The sequence below is a fragment of the Polyangium jinanense genome, from assembly GCF_028435365.1.
In genome coordinates this window covers 139263-158433 of record NZ_JAGTJJ010000007.1, presented here as the reverse complement: position 1 = coordinate 158433, position 19171 = coordinate 139263, and the positions used below count along the sequence as shown (strand labels likewise).

The 19171-nt window shown below is 66.4% G+C and carries 8 protein-coding genes; 2 read left to right on the top strand and 6 right to left on the bottom strand.

Translation table 11 applies throughout. From position 1 onward, the window contains the following. The 5 genes from KEG57_RS17060 to KEG57_RS17040 are packed head-to-tail and all read right to left on the bottom strand — an operon-like array spanning position 1 to position 6433. Entirely contained in the window at positions 1 to 492 is a 492-nt protein-coding gene (locus tag KEG57_RS17060) for a hypothetical protein (protein ID WP_272420643.1), read from the bottom strand. Next, complete coding sequence (locus tag KEG57_RS17055) at positions 489 to 2684, bottom strand: type VI secretion system Vgr family protein (RefSeq protein WP_272420641.1); 2196 nt, start codon at positions 2682 to 2684, stop codon at positions 489 to 491. The genes KEG57_RS17060 and KEG57_RS17055 overlap by 4 nt, the downstream gene beginning before the upstream one ends. Next, positions 2684 to 4873: a type VI secretion system Vgr family protein gene (locus KEG57_RS17050; protein WP_272420639.1), complete on the bottom strand. Its 2190-nt coding sequence runs from the start codon at positions 4871 to 4873 to the stop codon at positions 2684 to 2686. Before KEG57_RS17050 ends, KEG57_RS17055 begins: the two co-directional genes overlap by 1 nt. Then, complete coding sequence (locus KEG57_RS17045; protein WP_272420637.1) at positions 4870 to 5430, bottom strand: hypothetical protein; 561 nt, start codon at positions 5428 to 5430, stop codon at positions 4870 to 4872. The genes KEG57_RS17050 and KEG57_RS17045 overlap by 4 nt, the downstream gene beginning before the upstream one ends. Next, positions 5420 to 6433, bottom strand: a complete 1014-nt coding sequence (locus tag KEG57_RS17040) for a DUF2169 family type VI secretion system accessory protein (RefSeq protein WP_272420635.1) — start codon at positions 6431 to 6433, stop codon at positions 5420 to 5422. The genes KEG57_RS17045 and KEG57_RS17040 overlap by 11 nt, the downstream gene beginning before the upstream one ends. Before the next feature lie 610 nt (positions 6434 to 7043). Here KEG57_RS17040 and KEG57_RS17035 point away from each other — a divergent pair. Both KEG57_RS17035 and KEG57_RS17030 read left to right on the top strand, forming a co-directional pair. Further along, positions 7044 to 7319: a hypothetical protein gene (locus KEG57_RS17035; protein WP_272420634.1), complete on the top strand. Its 276-nt coding sequence runs from the start codon at positions 7044 to 7046 to the stop codon at positions 7317 to 7319. Between the two features lie 398 nt (positions 7320 to 7717). Continuing rightward, a complete protein-coding gene (locus tag KEG57_RS17030; protein WP_272420632.1) occupies positions 7718 to 8596 on the top strand; it encodes an alpha/beta fold hydrolase in 879 nt (292 codons plus the stop codon). Between the two features lie 30 nt (positions 8597 to 8626). Here KEG57_RS17030 and KEG57_RS17025 read toward each other — a convergent pair whose 3' ends face one another. Then, positions 8627 to 19171, bottom strand: coding sequence for a non-ribosomal peptide synthetase/type I polyketide synthase (locus KEG57_RS17025; RefSeq protein WP_272420630.1), 10545 nt, complete (start codon positions 19169 to 19171; stop codon positions 8627 to 8629).

The window sequence follows — 19171 nt, the reverse complement described above, 5'->3', positions numbered from 1 at the left end:
TCACGGGATCTCGGTCAGGGCCGAGAGCAGCCGGATCGCTCGCGGCATGTCGAGCGTCGCGGCCTGCCCCGAAATGCGCACCGTGCCGTCTGCCAGAAGCTCCACGCGCGCTCGCCCGACGCGAAGCACGAGGCGCTTTTCGGCTTCGAGCACGAGCTCCGGCTGCGGCGCACGCGCGGCCCGCGTCTGGAGCGCACCGAAGATGCATGCCCCCTCAACGCCATCCGCCACGATGACGGGCCGGCGTTCGCGCATTGCTTCTTCCACGAGCGCCTCTTCCACACCCGGCCCCACAGTGACGGTCACCTCGCGACCGCATGCGAGGCGCACGCGATACCCGCCCCCCTCGCGCGCTTCGACCTCGCCAATGTGCGCGCCCGGCCCCAGCAATCCGGCTCGTTTCTGCGAGGACCGCGCTCCTCGCCGCTCGCGCTGGATGGGGATCACCTTCGACTCCCCCTTGCGGCTCGTCGCCGGCACTCTCGCCTTCATCCGATCTCCTGTTCTCCGGTGACCACGCTCGCCGCGCCCCCGTCGACCTTGCCTTTCACCTTGATGGCCCCCGACGTGAGCGTGATCGTCACCCCACCGGCCTTGATCGTGATCTTCGACGTCGCCTTGAACAGCACGCCGGCGCCTTTCATCGTGAGTGCTCCGCCCACCTTCACGCGCCCCGACGCCCACGCATACGTGATTGCACCTCCCGCCGTTCCTGCATAGCTCGCATAGCTCTCGGTGAGCACACTCGCGTTCACGACCGCATTCTTCGCTTGGACCGTGAGCGCTCCGCCCGCCACGAGCGAGCTCCGACCGAGGACGCTCTGCGCGCTCGAGAGCCCGCCGACCTCGGCCCAGGTCCCCCCCACGCTCACGCTCGAAGCCCCCGTCACGTGGCGGTTGATTCCCTGGATTGCAACCACTTCCTCCGCCGCTCCGACGACGCGCGCCAGCGTCGCGCATTTCGTCTGGTAATCGCCGCCTACCATGAACTTGCGCAGGCCGCCGATGACCACGGACTCCGCTGCTGCCGCGACGTTGTGCGAGCCCACCGAGGTCACCTCGCGATTGCCTCCGATCGACGTCGTTTGCGCCCCGAGCACCACGACCTTGTCCTCGATGCCCACCGTCACCATGTGGTTGGCTCCCACCTCGTTCGTGTCATCCGCCGTGACCTCTAGCACCCGGTCGTTCTCGGTCCGATCATTGAAATCACGCGAGGCATTGCGTAAAAATCCCTCGTTTCCCGCGGTATCATCCGTTCGCAGCACGTTCGCGCTGCCGCCGCCCGGCGTGGTCGCGCTCCCGAAGCACGATCGTACCTTTTGATCGGGCATCGCCTCGGGCGGCACGGCCGATCCGTTCGCAAGGCGGCCGAGCTCGACCGGCGTGTCGCCCGTCGTCGTGGGCGCGGACATGAAACCCGCGAGCACCTCCCAGCCCGCGCGCGGCAGAAGAAAGCCTCCCGAGAGCAGCGGCTGCATCGGCCGGATCCAGGCGCTCGCGCGATCGTCAGCCGCGCTCCTGCGGTCCCACCGGAACTTCGCTTTGATGCGGCTCTGCTCATCGGTGTGGATCTCCGCGCCGCTCGCGCCCGTGATGTCCATCGTCTGCACGCCGCCGAGCCCCGGACACCCGAGCCGCGCAGGCCGATATGCCAGGTCCGCAGGCACAGCGCGGAAGGCGGCTTCATACGTTCGCTCTGCCAAACCGCCGTTTCTCGGAGAGCGGCCCCGGTGCTCGAGCTCCACCACGAGCCAGCGCCCGTTCATCGAGGTGCGCGGCGCATCGGTCAGCTCGAGGACGTGACCCACGCACAGGCGCCGCGAGCTCGTCCGGCCCGTCAGCACGCGCGCACGGCTCCGAAGCTCGCTCCGGCGAATACCCGCGAGCTCTCGCCCCACCGAGGGATCGCGGTAGCCGCCGGGATACTCGAAATGCTCGTAGGAGCTGCCGCTGCCCGCCTGCACCGTCTGATCGAGCTCCGGTTTTGCCTCGTCATAGTCCACGAGGCTCACCACCTCGGGGCTGCGCGCCGACGAGATGCGCGCCGCCAGAACGCATTCTTCGCCCACGAGCGCGGCATCTCCGTCCGCCATGAACCGGATCGAGGCGCCGCCCGGAAGTGGCGAGGGGGCATTTTCGTGATCCCCCAGCACAACATTCTCCGCGTCGGGATCGCCGGACATCCAGAGGGCGATGCCCTCGTCGGCCAGGATGCGCAGGATGAAATCGAGCGAGGTCTCGAACGACTGCACGCATTGGCGCCGCTTCGGCAAGGCCCGGAGGACCCGCACGTCGACTTCGAGACCCGCTTCCTCGAGGAGCTTCGTCGCGATCGCCACGGCGTCTTCCTCCACGAAGACCCGGAAATCACGCGACAGCGCGAGCGTGTGCGTCGCCGCGGCAATGACCAGCTCGTAGCCGAACCCGCGCGCTCCCACCTCCTCGACAATCCCGGCGATCGAGCGCTCCAGATCCGAGCTCCCCGTGCCTCCGAGGTGGAGCGTCGCGGGTTTGCCGATCCACTCTTCGGGATCGATCTGCACGACCTGGCTCTCTGCCGTCGTCGCGTCGACAAGTACCGAGAAACGGCGCTGCCAGTGGATGATCTCGCGCCCCTCGAAGGACAGGACCGGCAGATCGTCGCGCCCGCCTTTCACGGAGAGCCGGAACGGAGCCGCCATCACTCCACCTCCGTCGTTCGCTTCACCTTGGTCTTCGCGCCGTCCATCACGAGCTTCCCCGACGCCTTCAGCGCGCCCTGGAGCTTCATGATCGATCCGCCGTTGGCCGTGAGGCTGGCGGCACGGAAATCGATCGACGCCGCGTCCACCACCAGGGTCCCTCCAGCGTTGAATGCAGCCACGCCGCCGACGTTGATGCTTCCGCTCGCCGTCGCCACGCACGCGATGTGGGTGCCGGCATTGTCCGTCGCGGCGCCCGCCGTGACGCTCTTCGCCCCGCGCGTCGTATCGGCATAGACCGAAGCCGCCGTATACGCGCGCAGCCCGCCCACCCGCTCGCCGCGCGCCGCCGCGACGGACTGGTTGGTCCCGAGGCCCGACGTGGTGCTCAGCGCGCCGCCGATCATCTGCGAGAACGCTCCTTGCACCTTGGTATTGGAGGCATTGCAACGGAGGCCATAAAAACCACCAATCAGCTCCGTGTACGTGCCCTCCACCTGCGTGGTCTGCGAGCCGACGAGCCCTATCTCCTCGTTTCCAGCGACGACTTGCGATCGGCTGCCGGTGACGGCCACGTTGCAGTTGGCGCCCACCGTGACCGATTGATTGCCCCCCACCGATGTGCTCTGCGCTGACTCGACGGTCGTCTCCCGGCTCTTTTTCACGTCGTCGCTGCGGTTGGAGGCCACCGTCGTCTCGTTGCTCCCGCCGACGGTCGTCGTCTGATCGCGCGTCGCATGCACGAACATCTCCATCGCGCCCGCGTCGTCGCCCATCCGCAGCTCGTGGGTCGTTCCATCGGAAGGCGACGTGGCGGTCTGAAAGGTCGTCGTGGCCTTGTGCGCCGGCTGCGGATAAGGGCTCTTCGCGCCACCGTTGTAGACACGCCCAAGCAAGAGCGGTCGATCCGGATCCCCATTCTCGTAGGCGATCGGTACCTCCCAGCCCACGCGCGGCAAGGCCATCGAATTGGACATCGGGGCCTGGATGGAGCGGACCCAGCAGGAGGAGCGATCATCGGTGATGCCCGAGCGGTCCCAGCGGAAACGCACCTTCGCTTGCCCGAGGCCATCGACGTGGATTTCCTGGCCGGAGGGACCCGTCACCACGGCCGTGTCGAGGCCGTCGACGGCAGGGCGGGCGGACGGGATTGCGGGGCGGAAATAGCGCTCCTCTCGGAAGGGCACCAGGAGGGCCCGGTTCGCGTACGCGCGGGCAGCCGCCTCGTCGCGGCTCGGCGGGCGCGCCTCGTGCTCCACGGACACGACGAGGAACTTGCCGTCGAACCACGCATCCGCCGCGCCTGCGATCTGCACGACGCGGCCGGGCCGCAGCCTCAGATTGCTGCTCTTCGCCTCCAGGCGGTGCGCGAATCGCGCGAGCTGCTCGAGCCGCACCGCGGCGCGTGGAGCAGCGGAATCGGTGATCGACAGGCGCGCTGGATACTCGTAATATTCCGCCGCGCCCTCCCCCGCCGTTCCCTCCACGAGGACATCCGGGTGCTCGGGCGAATAGTCGCGCACCTGGGCTCTCGTCGGTGTCGTGGACCATATCGCCGTGAGATGGGTGATCGCCGCCGGGCTCGTGACGAGCCCCCCCGGATCTTCGAAGGGCAAGAAAGCGCCCCCCTCGATCCCGTCGTGCGACGTGTTGCCGTCCCCGAAGAGGATCGTCGGGCGCTCGTCCAGCTCGTCGAACCAGACGTGAATGCCCTCTTCGCCGAGCAGCCGCGCGAGGAAATCCCACTCGGATTCGCCGTACTGGACGGTGTACGCTCGCTTCGCGTATTGCCCGCCGATGCGCCATTTCACGTCGGTGGCGCCGGCCGCGCGCAGCAGCTCGTCCACGATCTCTTGCGTCGTTTTGTCCTGAAAGACGCGGTATCCGCGACGTATCACGAGCGACGAGAGGCGCGATTTCAGAATGATCTCGTAGCGGTGCCCTATCCGCTCCATGCCGATGTAGGCCGCCTCGTCCACGATCAACGGGATCTGGCGGACGTTCCCGACCGAATCGGTAAGGCCTACCGCGGCCTCCTGGTCGAGGAGCGCTTCGACGTCGATCTCGCCGTCGTCGCTGACGACCTCCACGCGCCATACGGATAACTCGTCCATGGCCTCCCGACCCGACACGGACAGGACGCGGTTTTCACCGAATGCGTCGCAGAAAAGCGCAACGACTTCGCTCATGGCGTCTCTCGATCCAGCGGCAGGGCCCGTCGCAGGCGCGCCTGTCCGCGCACGACACGCGCGACGGGGGGTGAGGTCTCCAGGGCAGCCTCGGCGGCCCGCGCGCGCAGCACCTCGTCCTCGGCGAAACGCCTTCGCCATAGGTGTGCGAGCCGGACGAGATCGGTCGGGAGCAGGCCAATGGCTGCGAGCCACGCGGCGGGATCCGCGAGGGTCGCGAGGTGACGCTCGAGGGCCATGTACGCGCTCACCTCTTCGTCGAGCGGCGGGAGGCGGCGCTCCCAGCGCAGAAGCCCGTCGCCGAGCGCGGCGTCGTGGATCTCCGCAATCGTCGTGCCCTCGTCGCTCTCGAGCGCGTCGAGGAGGCGGCGCTCCCACACGGGCTGAGCCCGCGCCCACACGTCGGGAGCCACGTTCGCGACCTCGAAGGCCTCGGTCATATCGATGGCATCCATGTGCGCCGCGACGAGCAACACGAATTTGCGGAAATCGACCCCCTCGACGCCGCCGCCGAGCGCACTCGGGAGGGTCTGAGGACCCGAGCCATCAATCCACATCGACGCGCACCTCCCGTAATCGACCCGGACCGCGACCGACGCGCAGGACTTCTCGAAATGTTAGCTCGAACGTCGAGCGTTCAGGCTCCACGAGGAGCAGGTCTGCGCGGGGGCGGTGCTCGATGGTCTTGCCGTCCTCGCGTTTCTCGAAGACCTTCACGACGAGCCGCGGGACCGTGAAGTTGAACAATCCCGCCTCGCTCATCCCGAGCACGGCGACGGGATCGCCCGGCGAAAAAGGCTCCTCGAAGCGGAGCGCCGGCGGTGCGACGTGAAAGAATGCGTCCAAAAAGTCCTCGGGCGGGAGCGGCATGCGCGTGCGTTGCCAGCCGGCATCGAAGGTCCCGGCGTGACGCTTGCGCTCTGTCCAGTGGGTCGCGAGGGCGCCGAATCCGTACGGCAGATAGTCCTGGCCGGCGCGATAAGAGACGCCGGGGTCCTCGATGCACGGGGCGAGCTTGCCGTCGAGCTCGCGCTCGTTCCGGTGTACACCCCGCCCCACCGGATTGCGCCAGTCCACCAGCGTGCCGTCCGCTGAACGACCGCCGTACGCCCGCTCGTACGTCACCGGAGCCCTCTCGAACATCGCGGCCACGCTCATGCCCAGGCCCATGGGGCTCCACACGAAGGCCCGGTCGCCATGGACGCGCAGCGTCACCGTGCGCCCTTTCGCACGGACTGCGACGTCCGCGGCCCTGGCCTTCGTCCGAGGCACCGCGTCCCCCACGATGAGGAGATCGGCTCCGGGCTTCTTCAGACCGATATCGCTCGGATAGCGGATGCTGCTCTCCTCGCCGCGCGAGGGGGCGTCGGGGTCCACGAGCACCTCGTTGATGCGCACGGCGGGCTGCGCGTCTTGGAGCACAGCTGGCGCGCCGGGCTGGGGCACGACGAAGGTCGCCTTGACCAGGGCGATGACGGCGGTCCCGCCCGAGGATGAACGATAAGGCACAGCATCGGCTGCCAGGCGGGAGGCATTCGAAAAGCCGTGATTGCGTGCCATGGTGATCAAGATAAGGGTAGATGCTACCTCACAACTCCACCTATGTGCGAACCGCAAGAGAGTGTCAACCAGATCTTGCGGTGGGCAGCAGGTTGGCGACGTGAAAGACGGACGTAATCGGCCGCCTCGAGCCCTACGCCTCGGCCGCATGTGTGACCAAAGAATGTTGAATGATCGACGTGGTCGTGGAGCACAAGAACGGCCCGGCGGGAGCAGGGGCGGAAGGTCGCTCCGGTCCAGAGCAAGCGGGTTGCGTGTATACATGCGCAAAGACCAATGATGCTCGCGCTTCGGTGAAACGACGTCGACCTCGTGGCAGGGCGGCTTCTGATTCGCAGCTCTGTCGTCGATGGTACCGTCGGAATCCCGAAGAGCTGGCCGTTCGCGCAAAGAAGGAACGTCATGCGAGAGTGGCAGAACCTTTCGCACGTCCGATGGTGTGGATGCATTCGCACGCGAGGGACATCGCACCACGGTGGAGAGGGGGTCGTCACGGGGGCGGATACACGCGTAGCCCTGGCCTGCCCATTGGCACGGATTGCCGCAGCGCCTGGAGATGTCGTCGATGACAGCTTCTCGTACGGCCATTACCTCAAGGCACACTGCGCCGATGCGCCAAGAAAAGGCCCCGGCCGGGCGCTCTGACGCGGACGTTGTCTACGGTGTCGTGCTCAAGCTCCTCGAAAAGAACGCCAAGGACCGTGGGCTTGCGATGAACGAGCCGAACGACCGCGTCCTCGCGCTCGAAGCCCTCGAGCGGGCGCTGCGCGCACGCAGACCGGCACACCACTCCGACCGCGGCAGCCCCTACGCCAGCGACGACGACCGGCAGGTGCTGCGTGAGCGCGGCATCGCCGCTAGCATGAGCCGCGCCGGCGACTTATGACAACGCCGTCGCAGGAGCTTCTGGCGCCCCTCAAGACCGAGCTGGTCGACGCAACGCACGACCCGACGAGGGATGCCGCGATGGCGTCGAGCGGTGACTACCTCGAGCGGTTCTACAACCACGCCCGGCGGTACTCGTACCTGGGGTACTCGAGACCGGTCGAGTTCGAATCGAGAACACGCACGTGGCCGCGTTTGATGCACAGTCGGCTTGTTTACCAAAGTGAGAAAGAACACCATTCGCTATTTCGAGCGACTTCCTCGCCCCATGTGCAAACCACGCATACGGCGCGCAGATGTTGCTCCATTCCTCCTGGATCGGCCGCGTGAAATCCGCACACTCTACCAATGCAATCGCCAAGCGTGGAGAGGAACGCCTCTTGCCCCTGGGCACTCTCCATGCTCGACAAGACCATGACACTCGCGGACGGACGCAAGCAAGCGTTCGACATCTATGGCGATCCTGCCGGCACCCCATTGTTTCTTTTTCACGGGTTGCCCAGCTGCCGGAGGATCGGCGTCACATTTCACGACGTCGCGGTCGAAAGACATGTGGCTGTCGTCTGTCCGGATCGCCCCGGCGTTGGGCTCTCGGATTACCAGCCGAGGAGGCGCATCGTTGATTACCCCAAGGACATCGCGGCGCTCGCCGACCATCTCGGCTGGGAGCGCTTCACGGTCCTCGGGATCTCCGGCGGGGGGCCCTATGCAGCCGCAGTGGCGCACGACCTTCCAGGCCGCGTCATCCGGGCCGGAATCGCGAGTGGTATCGGTGAACTATCCAATGCATCGGTGTTCGCCGAGATGATACCTGCCAATCGATTGCCATACCGGCTCTTGCGCAGCTTGCACGTCGCCAGCTATGCGCTTGCCGCGATCTCGGCGCTCATTTACACCACGCGACTGGCAGACTCATTTTTCCATCGCATGGCTGCGATGATGCCGCCCAGCGACGCAAAGATCCTTGCGGATGGCCCTTTCATGCAATTTTTGAAGGACGAGGTCCGCGAATCCTTCCGTCAAGGCCTTCGCGGATTCGCCACGGAGCAACTTCTCGTCGTCCTTCCATGGCAGTTTCTTCTGGAGAATGTTCGTGTTCCCATCATCTTCTGGCACGGAGACCAGGATCACAACGCACCCTACTCGCTCGCGCAGAACATGGCGTGCGCCGTGCCTGGGAGTCGCCTCATCGTCTGGGGTGGCGGTGGTCACCTCGCCAGCGTCGAGCATGTCCCGGAAATCCTGGACGAGCTCTTCCCTGCTCCGGTACGGGCCTGAAAGAATGGCCCGGCCCGTTGATTCACCTTCTCACGTGCCCTCCCCGACCTGCGGCGGATCCACTGCGTTCAGACATCCTCGCAAGCGCTCGGCAAGGACCGTCACATGGGGCTCGCGCACCAGCGTGTAGTGCGTCCCGGGCACGTCGTGGCACTCTACCGGGCGAGACGAATACGCCCGCCACGCATCACCGAAATGCGACGTGTGCTGACCGCTGTTTCCCGCACTTTCCGTCGCGCGAAACAAGTCCATACGGCAGGGAAGCCGCGGCCGGTACCGCAATCCCGCGGAGAGATGCGCGTCGATGTGGGTGAGGAGCCTCTCGACTCCAAGCTCCGCCGGAAAGATCTCCAGGGCGCGAATGCGCTCGAATACATGGGCGACACGTTGCTCAGCGTCGAGCCCGTCGAGCTCGGCGCTCGCGATCGGACCGCCGAGCCCCTCGGCCATCCTCAGCAGCGTATCGAGAGAATTCATCGGCGCCTCGTCCTGCAAGGTATCCGGCGAGGCGGTATCCAGCACCGCGAGGAAAGACACCTCCTGCCCTTGCTCCACGAGCTGCGCCGCCATCTCGATGGCGACCAGCCCGCCGAACGACCATCCACCGAGCAGATAGGGGCCCTCCGGCTGGATCGCCCGGATCGCCTCGACATAACGCTCGGCCAGCGCCTCGACGCTGTTCAATGGCGCGAGATCGTCGAGGAGGCCTGACGCCTGGAGACCATAAAAGGGTCTGTCCGTCCCGAGAAGGCGCGCGAGCGGCACGTACACCATGACCGTGCCCACGATGGGGTGGACGAAGAAGAACGGGCGCCCACGACCTCTGGGTTGAATGGTCACGGCCGGCGACCAGGGCCCGGGCGCGGAACGATCGCGGATGCGCTGCGCCAGCGCCGCGGGCGTCGGCGCCTGGAGGAGCGCCGCGATGGGCAATTTGAGACCGAATTGGCGCTCCACCGCCGTCATGAGCGAAACCGCCAGGAGGGAATGTCCGCCGAGCGTGAAGAAGTCGTCGTGAATGCCGACACGCGGGACCGACAAGACGTCCTCCCATACCCGGATCAGGTCGAGCTCGACGCCGTCCCGAGGCTCGACGTGCGTGCCGTGCGGATCGGCGCCGCCAGGATCCACGTCGGGCAGCGCGCCGCGATCGATCTTGTCGCTCGCCGTCCGCGGCATGGCATCGAGCGAGACGAAGATCGATGGCACCATGTAATCGGGCAGCGTCCTCGTGAGGTACGTCCGGAGATCGCTCGCCGGGATCGGCTGCGCACCCTCCCGCAGAACGGTGTACGCGACGATTCGCTTTTCTCCGGCCTGATCCGCCCGCACGATGACGGCGACTTCGTCGAGCAACGGGTGCCGGGCGAGAGCGCTCTCGATCTCCCCGAGCTCGATCCTGTAGCCGCGCACCTTCACCTGATGGTCCGATCGACCGAGGAACTCGAGATTGCCATCGGCGCGCCACCGCGCGATGTCTCCGGTCCGGTACATTCGATCCGTGCCGTGGGGCGAGAACGGATCGGTGAGGAAGCGCTCGACCGACAGTTCCGGTCGATTCACGTATCCGCGCGCCACGCCGATACCAGCGACATGGAGCTCTCCAGGAACGCCGATGGGGGCGGGCTGCATTCGTCGGTCGAGGACGTAGGCGCGCATGTTCTGAATGGGTCGCCCGATCGGCGCCGGCCGATCCGAGCCGACAGAAGCGTCGATATCGTACGTGCAAGCAATGACCGCCGCCTCCGTGGGGCCATACGAGTTCACGATGCGTAACCCCGGCGTCTTCTCCGCGATGCGCGCGAGTGTCCGCTCGGGGATGGGCTCCACCCCGACCATCAGGCGGCGAAGGGACGTAGGCCCGCGACCGGACTCCAAGGCCGCGAGCGTCTCGTCGATCATGAACGGCGGGATGTACGCGCCGCGGACGTCCCGCGCGCGAAGCCAGTCCATGAATGCCGCCGGGACGAGGCGAACTTCCTCGGGCGGGATGTGAATCGTCCCCGCGCACAGGAACGCCGAGAAGATCTCGAATACCGACGCGTCGAAGCTTAGGCTGCTCCAGAAGGAATGGGCGTCGCCGGGCGCGAGCGTCGCTTTGCGCTGGAAGTGAGCGATGAGGTTCGTGATACCGATGTGATGGCAAAGGACGCCCTTCGGCTTGCCCGTCGACCCGGAGGTATAGATCACGTAGGCTGCGCGATCCGGATCGGTGAGGTTCTCCGGATCGGCGTCGCTTTCAGCTTCGAGCGCCCCGGCATCGGTGTCGAGCAGCACCGCGGGCACGGGGCTGCCGGAGAGCGCCTGCACGTGCGTGGACGCGGTCACCAGAGCCCGTACCGATGCGTCCTCGATCATGAACGCGAGTCGCTCGCGTGGAAGCGACGGATCCAGGGGCAGATACGCACCGCCAGCCTTGAGCACGGCGATGATGGAGACGAGCAAAGCGCTCGATCGAGGCAGGCAAAGCCCGACCGTCGAATCGCGCCCGACGCCCATCCTGCGCAGCCGATGTGCGAGGCGATTCGCCCTCCTGTTCACCTCGTGATAAGAAAGCCGCTCTTCACCGGAGACAATCGCGAGGACCTCGGGATGGGCCTTCGCATGCTCCTCGAATACCTCGTGCAGACAGGCTCCCCTCGCGAAGCTCGCGTCGGTGTCGTTCCAGTCCACGAGGAGCTTTCTCTGCTCGTCCGGCGATAGAAGCGGGTATTCGGACACCCTGCGCCCCGGCCCCTCGACGATGGCGGCGAACAACGTCGAGATGCCCATTGCGAACCGGGCAATCGTACCCCGATCGAAGATGTCCGTGTTGTACCGAAGTGACGCCGACAGGCCATGGCCCGTGTCTGCCACAAGCAGCGCGAGGTCGACGGGCGCCCCGCGATCTTCGAGCGCAATCGATTCCCCCTCGAGCGGTCCGAGCGCGACACGCGCGCCACCTTCCCCGAGCACCAGCGCGGCCTCGTCGCTTCCGCGGTGCGACTGCTCGAGTGCGAACATCGCCTGAAACACGGGCGAGTACGCAGGATCCCGCGACACAGCGAGTCGTTCGACGAGGTGCGAGAACGGATAGTCCTGATGCTCGAGCGCGGAGAGGACCGTTCGATGGATTTCGCCGAGCGCCGCGCGGAAGCTCGGATCGTCGCGGAAGCTCGCGCGCAGCACGATCGGATTGACGAAGTATCCAACCACCGAGCTCCACTGCGCGAGGCTTCGACCTGCCGCGGGGGAGCCGACGAGGATGTCATTTTGCCCGGACCAGCGGTGAAGGAATACCTGAAACGCCGCCAGGAGAACGGCGAACAACGTTGTTCCTTCGGCGCGCGCCAGCGCACGGAGCCGCTCCTCGACCTCCTTCGGGAACGTGAACGCATGGGACGAGCCACGATAGGACAGCACGGGAGGACGAGGCCGATCCGCAGGCAGCCGGAGAGGCTCGATATCCCCGCGGAGCTCGTCTCTCCAGTAGGCGAAGTGCTTCTCCCCTTCCGCGCTCTCGAGCATCCTCGACTGCCAGCGGACGAAATCGTCGTAATCATGGGTGACGATTGGAAGATTCGCCTTCTTTCCGGTGAGGCCCGCCGTGTAGAGCGACCAGAGCTCCTCGTGAACGATGGCGAACGACCAGAGATCGAGCCCGATGTGGTGTGAATCAATGAACAGCACGCATTCATCGACGGCGCGGCGGAAGATGGTCACGGTGAGCGCCGGGCCAAGCTCGAGATCGATGGGCTTCTGCGCCGCTGCTCGAAGCCGAGCGGAGAGCTCTTCCTCGGTCCACGACGCGGCATCGATGTCCTCGAACCGAACAGCGCCCCGCGGATCGACGTGACGAACCACGTCGCCGTCATGCATCGTGTAGGTCGAACGCAGCACCGGATGTCGCATGACGACCTGGTGGAATGCATTCTTCAGCGCGTTCACGTCGAGAGAGCCCCGGACGCGCAGCGCTGAGCCGACGTTGTAGACCGTGCTCCCGGGCGCCGCGCGATGAAGGAACCACAAGGCGCGCTGGTTGTGGGAAAGGGGCGACCACGCCTCCGTCGTGGGTTCGGTCCTCGACGGCGCTGCGGCGAGCGCCGTGCTCGCATCTCCGGCGGCATCGGCGCCGAGCTTGCCGAGAATCGTCTCGCAGACGGCAGCGATGTCGGGATGCGTGAGCAGGATCGTGGCCCCGAGATCGAGCCCGAGACCTGCGTTTACTCGATTGCGCAGCTCGAGGCTCATCAGCGAGTCGACGCCGAGTTCCTTCAAAGGCGCGTGCTCGTCGAAGCGCGAAGGATCGAGGCGGAGCACGCGGGAGAGCTGCTCGACGACGTATTCCTCGACGAGGCGCCTGCGCTCGTCTCCCCGCGCCGCCCGGACGCGCTCACGCAAACCCCCGCCGGCGCCGGGCGCGCCTGTCTCGCTCCGCGCGCCGCCCAGGAATTCAGCGAAATAGCCCGATGCGAGCGCCGGATGGTTCGCCTGGGAAATGCGCTCGACATCCATCCGCACCACGCCCACGACCGGCCTCGGATGCGCGAAGAGCTTCTCCATCAACGAGAGGCCTTCGGCGGGCGACAGCGTCATCGCGCCGAGGGCGCCGAGGTGGTCCTTGCGCCGCTCCGTCGCCGCCGCCATACCGACCTCGGAGAACGCTCCCCATTGAATGCTCATCGCAGGCAGCCCCATGCGGGACCGCTCGTGAGCGAGCGCGTCCAGGAATGCATTGGCCGCCGCATAGTTCGCCTGTCCCGCGGAGCCGAAAAGCGACGCCGCGGAGGAGTACATGACGAAGAAGTCGAGGTCGCGCTCCAGCGTCGCCGTGTGCAGATGATGCGCCCCGCAAGCCTTGGGGCCAAAGACGCCGCGGAACTCGGCCTCGCCGAGCTCGAGCAAGGAATGATCGTCGAGCACTGCAGCCGCATGCACGACGCCGCGCAGCGACGGGAATCGGGCGTCGATGGACGCGAACACGCGATCGACATCCTCCCGGCGCGACACGTCCGCTCGAGCACACTCGACCCGGGCTCCCGCCTGCTCCATGGCGCGGATGGCTTCGAACGCATCCCCCGAAGGCCCTTTGCGCCCGACGAGCACGAGGTGCCTCGCACCCTTTTCGACGAGCCACCGCGCGAGCGACAACCCGAGTCCACCGAGTCCGCCGGTGATCAAGTACGTGCCGTCCGCTCCAACCGAAATGGGCCGCGACGACCCGGGGAGGAAGACGCGCGCCTGCGCATCCTTCATCGAAAGCACGATCTTTCCCATGTGCTTCGCCTGCGCCATGAGGCGGAACGCGCTCTCCGCATCGGATGCGACAAACGACGTGACCGGCAGCGGCTCGAACCGTCCTTCCACGAAGTGCCGCGTCACGTCTTCCAGGAGGGACGCGAACAGATCGGGCCGCTCTGCCGACATGCCCGCGAGATCCACGGCGCTGTACGAGATTGCCTTTCGGAACGGAAGAAGTCCGATCTTGCGATTCTCGTAGATGTCGCGCTTCCCAATCTCCAGGAAACGGCCATAAGATGCCAGAACTTCGAGGCTCTTGACGAGCGCATCGCCCGTGAGCGAGTTGAGCACCAGATCGACGCCTCGTCCCTCGGTGACGCGGAGAATCTCCTCCGCGAACGAGAGCGAACGGGAATCCATGACGTGCTCGATACCCATGGACCGCAGGTGGCTTCGTTTCGATTCGCTCCCCGCCGTCGCGAAGATCCGCAGCCCGAGCATCCGCGACACCTGAATGGCCGCGAGCCCCGTGCCGCCGGTCGCGGAGTGAATCAAAATGCTCTCACCCTTGCGCGCCCTGCCAAGGTCGTGGATCGCATACCACGCGGTCATGAACACCAGAGGCACGGCCGCCGCCTCGGCGAAGCTCATGGAGGGCGGTTTTGGTGCCACGTAACGCGCGTAGGTCGTGACGTGCGACGCGCAGGCCGCAGGCGCCAGCGCAATCACCTCCTGTCCGATTTCCAAGCCCGAGACCCCCTCGCCCACGGACACCACACGCCCCGAGCATTCGCCTCCGAGCGCGACCCTGCCTGGACCGAGCCCCGGATACGTGCCCATGGCCTTGAGGATATCGATGAAGTTGAGCGCCGCCGCCTCCACCTCGATCTCCACCTCGCCATGACCGGGCGGCATGCGCCGCGAGGCATGAAGCGCAAGGTTCTCCAGGTAGCCAGGCTTCTCCGATTCCAGCCGGAATGGGCGCCCCTTCGCAAGCACATGGGCTCGACCGGACGGCGGGTCGCCGGGTGCATCGAATCGACCGTGAACGATCCTGGCGACGTGACGCCGAGCGCCGCGCATCGCCACCTGGTGCTCCTGGCCGCATTGCGCGAGCGCGCGCGAGAGGCTGGTCGCGTCGTCGTCTCGACCCGCAATGTCCAGATCGATGCAGGTGCAGCGGAGGTCCGGATGCTCGAGGACAATGGTGCGCCCGACGCCCCACAAGGGCGCTTGTGACAGGGAAACGTGCTCTCCTTCGAGGACCGCCTGCGCGCCGCGCGTGACCAGGAAGAGTCGCGGCGCGTGCTCCGCGTTTCGATGCGCGAGCGCCTTCACGACGTTCGTCGCGCTCACGCTCGCGCGCGACAGGGCAAGCGTGAGGTCCACCGCCGGGTCGAGCGGCCGATCCTCGTCGAGGGAGAACAGGTGGACGACGCCATGGCACTGCCCGCGATCGCCCAGCGCGTCATGAATGACGCGGCGGTAGTCATCCTCGTTTTCCGGGTTGATCCGGTACGAGTCCGCGCCCGTCGATTCGTATGCAAGGGCTTTCCCGATACGAATGCAGCGCTCCGCCGTCGTCGAAAGGGCACCAAGAAGCGCATCCGCCGTGCCGCCGTCGTCCGCGAACACCATCCAGGTGCCCGTCGGCGAACGCGGCTGGTCATCCATTTCGGAGGGGCGCCATGCGACGTCCATCAAGCACTGCTCGAGCTCGTCACGCCGCTCCGCGCCCGGCATTCTCCGCACACGAAAGCCCACGATGTCTGCGATCTTCCGCCCGTCGGAGCTCTCGATCGACAGATCCACCACGCGCTCTTCGTCGCCCGCGCGGGCCGCGCCACGCAACCTGCCGGATACCCAAACCTCCCGGCCCGGGCGGCCTTCGAGCTCGATTCGCTCGATGCCGACAGGCAAATAGAGCTGCTCGCCCGACGCCTCGCCGAATAGACCCCCGAGAATCTGAAAACAGGCGTCGAGGAGCGCGGGGTGGACGCGGTACCGCGCGTCGAGCATACCCTCGGGCAACTTCACGCGTCCGAGAACCTCCCCCTCGACCGTGACGATTTCCTTCAAGCCCTGGAAGGCCGGGCCATATTGAATGCCGGCCGCCGCGACGCGGCTGTAATGATCCTCGGGCGAGACACCCCCCGAGGAATTGAGCCTCCGGGCGATCGCTTCTCCCGATGTCCTTTCGTGCTGGCGCTTCGTCACACGGAGGAGCTTGCCCCTGGCGTGCACGACCCACGCGGCTCCTTCGCGAGCGCGGCTCGCGATCAGGAAGGACCGTTCGGAGGGTCCTTCGCTGGTCAGAACGAGCTGCAATGTGCAACCTTCCCCTTCGGTCAGCACGAGCGGCGCCTCGATCTCGAGACGCTCGATGGCGCAGGCGTCCTTCTCGCCGCGCGCGGACCCTCCGGCAAGCGCCATCTCCACATAGGCCGCCGCTGGAAATACGATGTCGCCCATGACGCGGTGATCGGCGAGCCACGGCGTGGACCCGACATCGACGCGCGTCTCGAACACGAGCTCCTCGGGGCGGGCGGCCGATGCAATGGGCTCACCGACGAGCGGATGCCCGCTGCGTTTCGTGGGCGCACCACCATCCACGGTCGGTAGCCAATGGCGAGCACGTGTGAAGGGATGATTCGGCAGGGACACGACGCTCCCCCCCGCGGAATACACCTGCGCCCAGGAGACCCTGCAACCCTGCGTGTACAACGATGCCAGCGCGGAGAGTATGCGCTCGTGATCGTCCTCGCCACGCCGCAACGTAGAAACGGAGGCCCCGCTGATCTTCGAGGACTCGAGGATCTGCGTGATGTCCAGGGACAAGGTCGGATGGGGACCTACCTCCACGAACAGGCGGGCGTGAGCTGCGAGCGCCGCGGTCACGGCTGGCGCAAACTGGACCGTATTGCGCAGATTGTCACCCCAGTAGGCGGCATCCATGCGCTCTCCCGGCGTGACTTCACCCTTCACGGTGCTGATCATCGGAATCGCGCCGCGCCGCGCCGCGACCTGCCCCAGCTCACGAAGCAGCTCGGCACGCAGGGGCTCCATCTGCGGGCTGTGAAATGCCACGTTGGTCCTCAGAGGCCGGCAATGGATCCCGCGCGCCTCGAGCCGCGCCGTCACCTCGCCCATGGCCGCGACGTCCCCTGAAAGCACCACGGATTTCGAGTGGTTGATCGCAGCAATACCAACCCGATCCGAGAGCCCCGCAATGGCCTCCTCCGCCTCGGCCACCGTCGTCGCGCAGAGCACCATTTTTCCGTGCCCCGTCGCGCTTTGCATCACACGCGCGCGCCGCGCGCAGAGCCGCACCGCCTCGTTCAGCTCCAGGATCCCGGCGACACGGGCCGCGACAAGCTCGCCCACGCTGTGCCCGATCACGATGTCGGGTGTAATCCCCCACGATTCCAGCAGGGAAGCGAGCGCCGATTCGATCGCGAAGAGGGCCGGCTGCGTCACCAGCGTATCGCCAATACGCGAGACCTCAGCAGGACGCGAGATCTCCTCGATCACGGAGAGCCCCATCTCCTGCCGAAAGAGCGCGTCGCATTCCTCCATCGCCCGTCGAAAGACTGGCTCCTCCTGCATGAGCCTGCGTCCCATGCCGGCCCATTGCGAACCTTGGCCTGGAAAGACGAACGCCACCTTGGGCGGAACGCTCGGCGCCTTTCCACGCCAAGCTTTTTCGGGCATGTCGCCGCGAGAGAAGGAAGCAAGCGCAGTCGCCATCTCCTCCTTGTTGCGGCCCACCACGGCGAGCCGCTCCTCGTGGTGGCCCCGCCGTGCGCTCGCGCTGTACACGATGTCGGCGATGTCAGCGCTCGTCTTCGCGAGGTGCTCGGCATGAGCTCCCGCAAGCGTCGTCAGAGCTTCCGGGCTCTTGCCCGAGATGGGAAGGACGAAGCAGGATCGAGCCTGTGGCGCGGTCCCGGCACCTTCCTTGCGCGGCGCCTCCTCGAGAATGACGTGCGCGTTCGTCCCGCTCATTCCGAACGAGCTCACCGCTGCGACGCGCAAGTCGTTCTCTGCCTTCCACGGGAGGGCCGTGCGTGGCAGGACAAACGGTGTCCCCTGGGTCGATATCCGAGGGTTCAGCGTCTCGAAATGAAGGTTTTTCGGGATGGTCCCCCGCCCGAGGCAGAGGATGGCCTTGACGAGCCCAGCCACACCGGCGCCAGCCTCGAGATGTCCGATATTGGTCTTCACGGCGCCGAGGACGAGCGGAGAGCCGTCCTCGCGAGGTTTGCCGTAAACCGCGCGCAAGGCCTCGAATTCGATGGGATCACCGAGAGGCGTCCCCGTGCCGTGCGTCTCGACGTACCCTATCCGCTCCGGGCCGATACGAGCGTCCTCGAGCGCTTGCCTTATCAGAGCCTCTTGCGAGAGCACGTTCGGCGTGGTCAATCCGGTCGACCGACCGTCCTGGTTCACGGCCGAACCGCGAATCACGGCGAGGATCGGGTCGCGATCTCGCTCGGCATCCGAGAGCCGCTTCAATACGACGACGGCACCCCCTTCGCCTCGTACGAAGCCGTTCGCGCTCGCGTCGAAGCTGCGGCATTTCCCGTCCGGGGAGAGCGCGCCGAGCTTGGCGGACGCACGCGAGGCGAACGGCGTGAGCATGAGGTTCACTCCGCCCGCGAGCGCGAGTGAGCACTCACCGCTGCGCAAGCTCCGGACGGCGAGGTGCAGCGCGACGAGCGAAGACGAGCACGCCGTATCCACGACGAAGCTCGGCCCGACGAGTCCCAGCGCGAACGAGAGCCGGCCAGCGGGGAAGCAATGCCCATTGCCCGTCGCCACGTACATGTCCTGCGCGTCCGGAGGGAGCTGCATGCAGAGCGAGGCATAATCGGTGTTCATGATGCCGAGAAACACCCCGGTCCTGCTCCCGCCGAGGTGTTCCGGCACCTGTGCCGCATTCTCGAGCGCCTCCCACGCGAGCTCCAGGAGCAGGCGCTGCTGCGGATCCAGGGCCTGCGCTTCGCGTGGAGAGATGTTGAAGAACGATGTATCGAAGAGGCTGACGTCGTCCTTCAGGAATGCGCCCCACCGCATCGCCCGCGCGGCGGCATCCTCTGCACCATCCTCGCTCGAATCGACGCGGAAGCGCCCGGCGGGGACTTCGCCGACGGCATCGATTCCCGCGTCGAGCAGGTCGAAAAACGCCTCGGGGGTGTTTGCTCCGCCGGGGAAGCGGCACGCCATGCCAATGACGGCGATCGGCTCCGATCTTGATCGCTCGAGCGCATCGATCTTCGCCCGCGCTTTCCTCAAGCCGAGGAGCGCGCGCTGCAAGGGGGACAACTCCTCGCCGTCGCTAGCCTTATCGTCCAC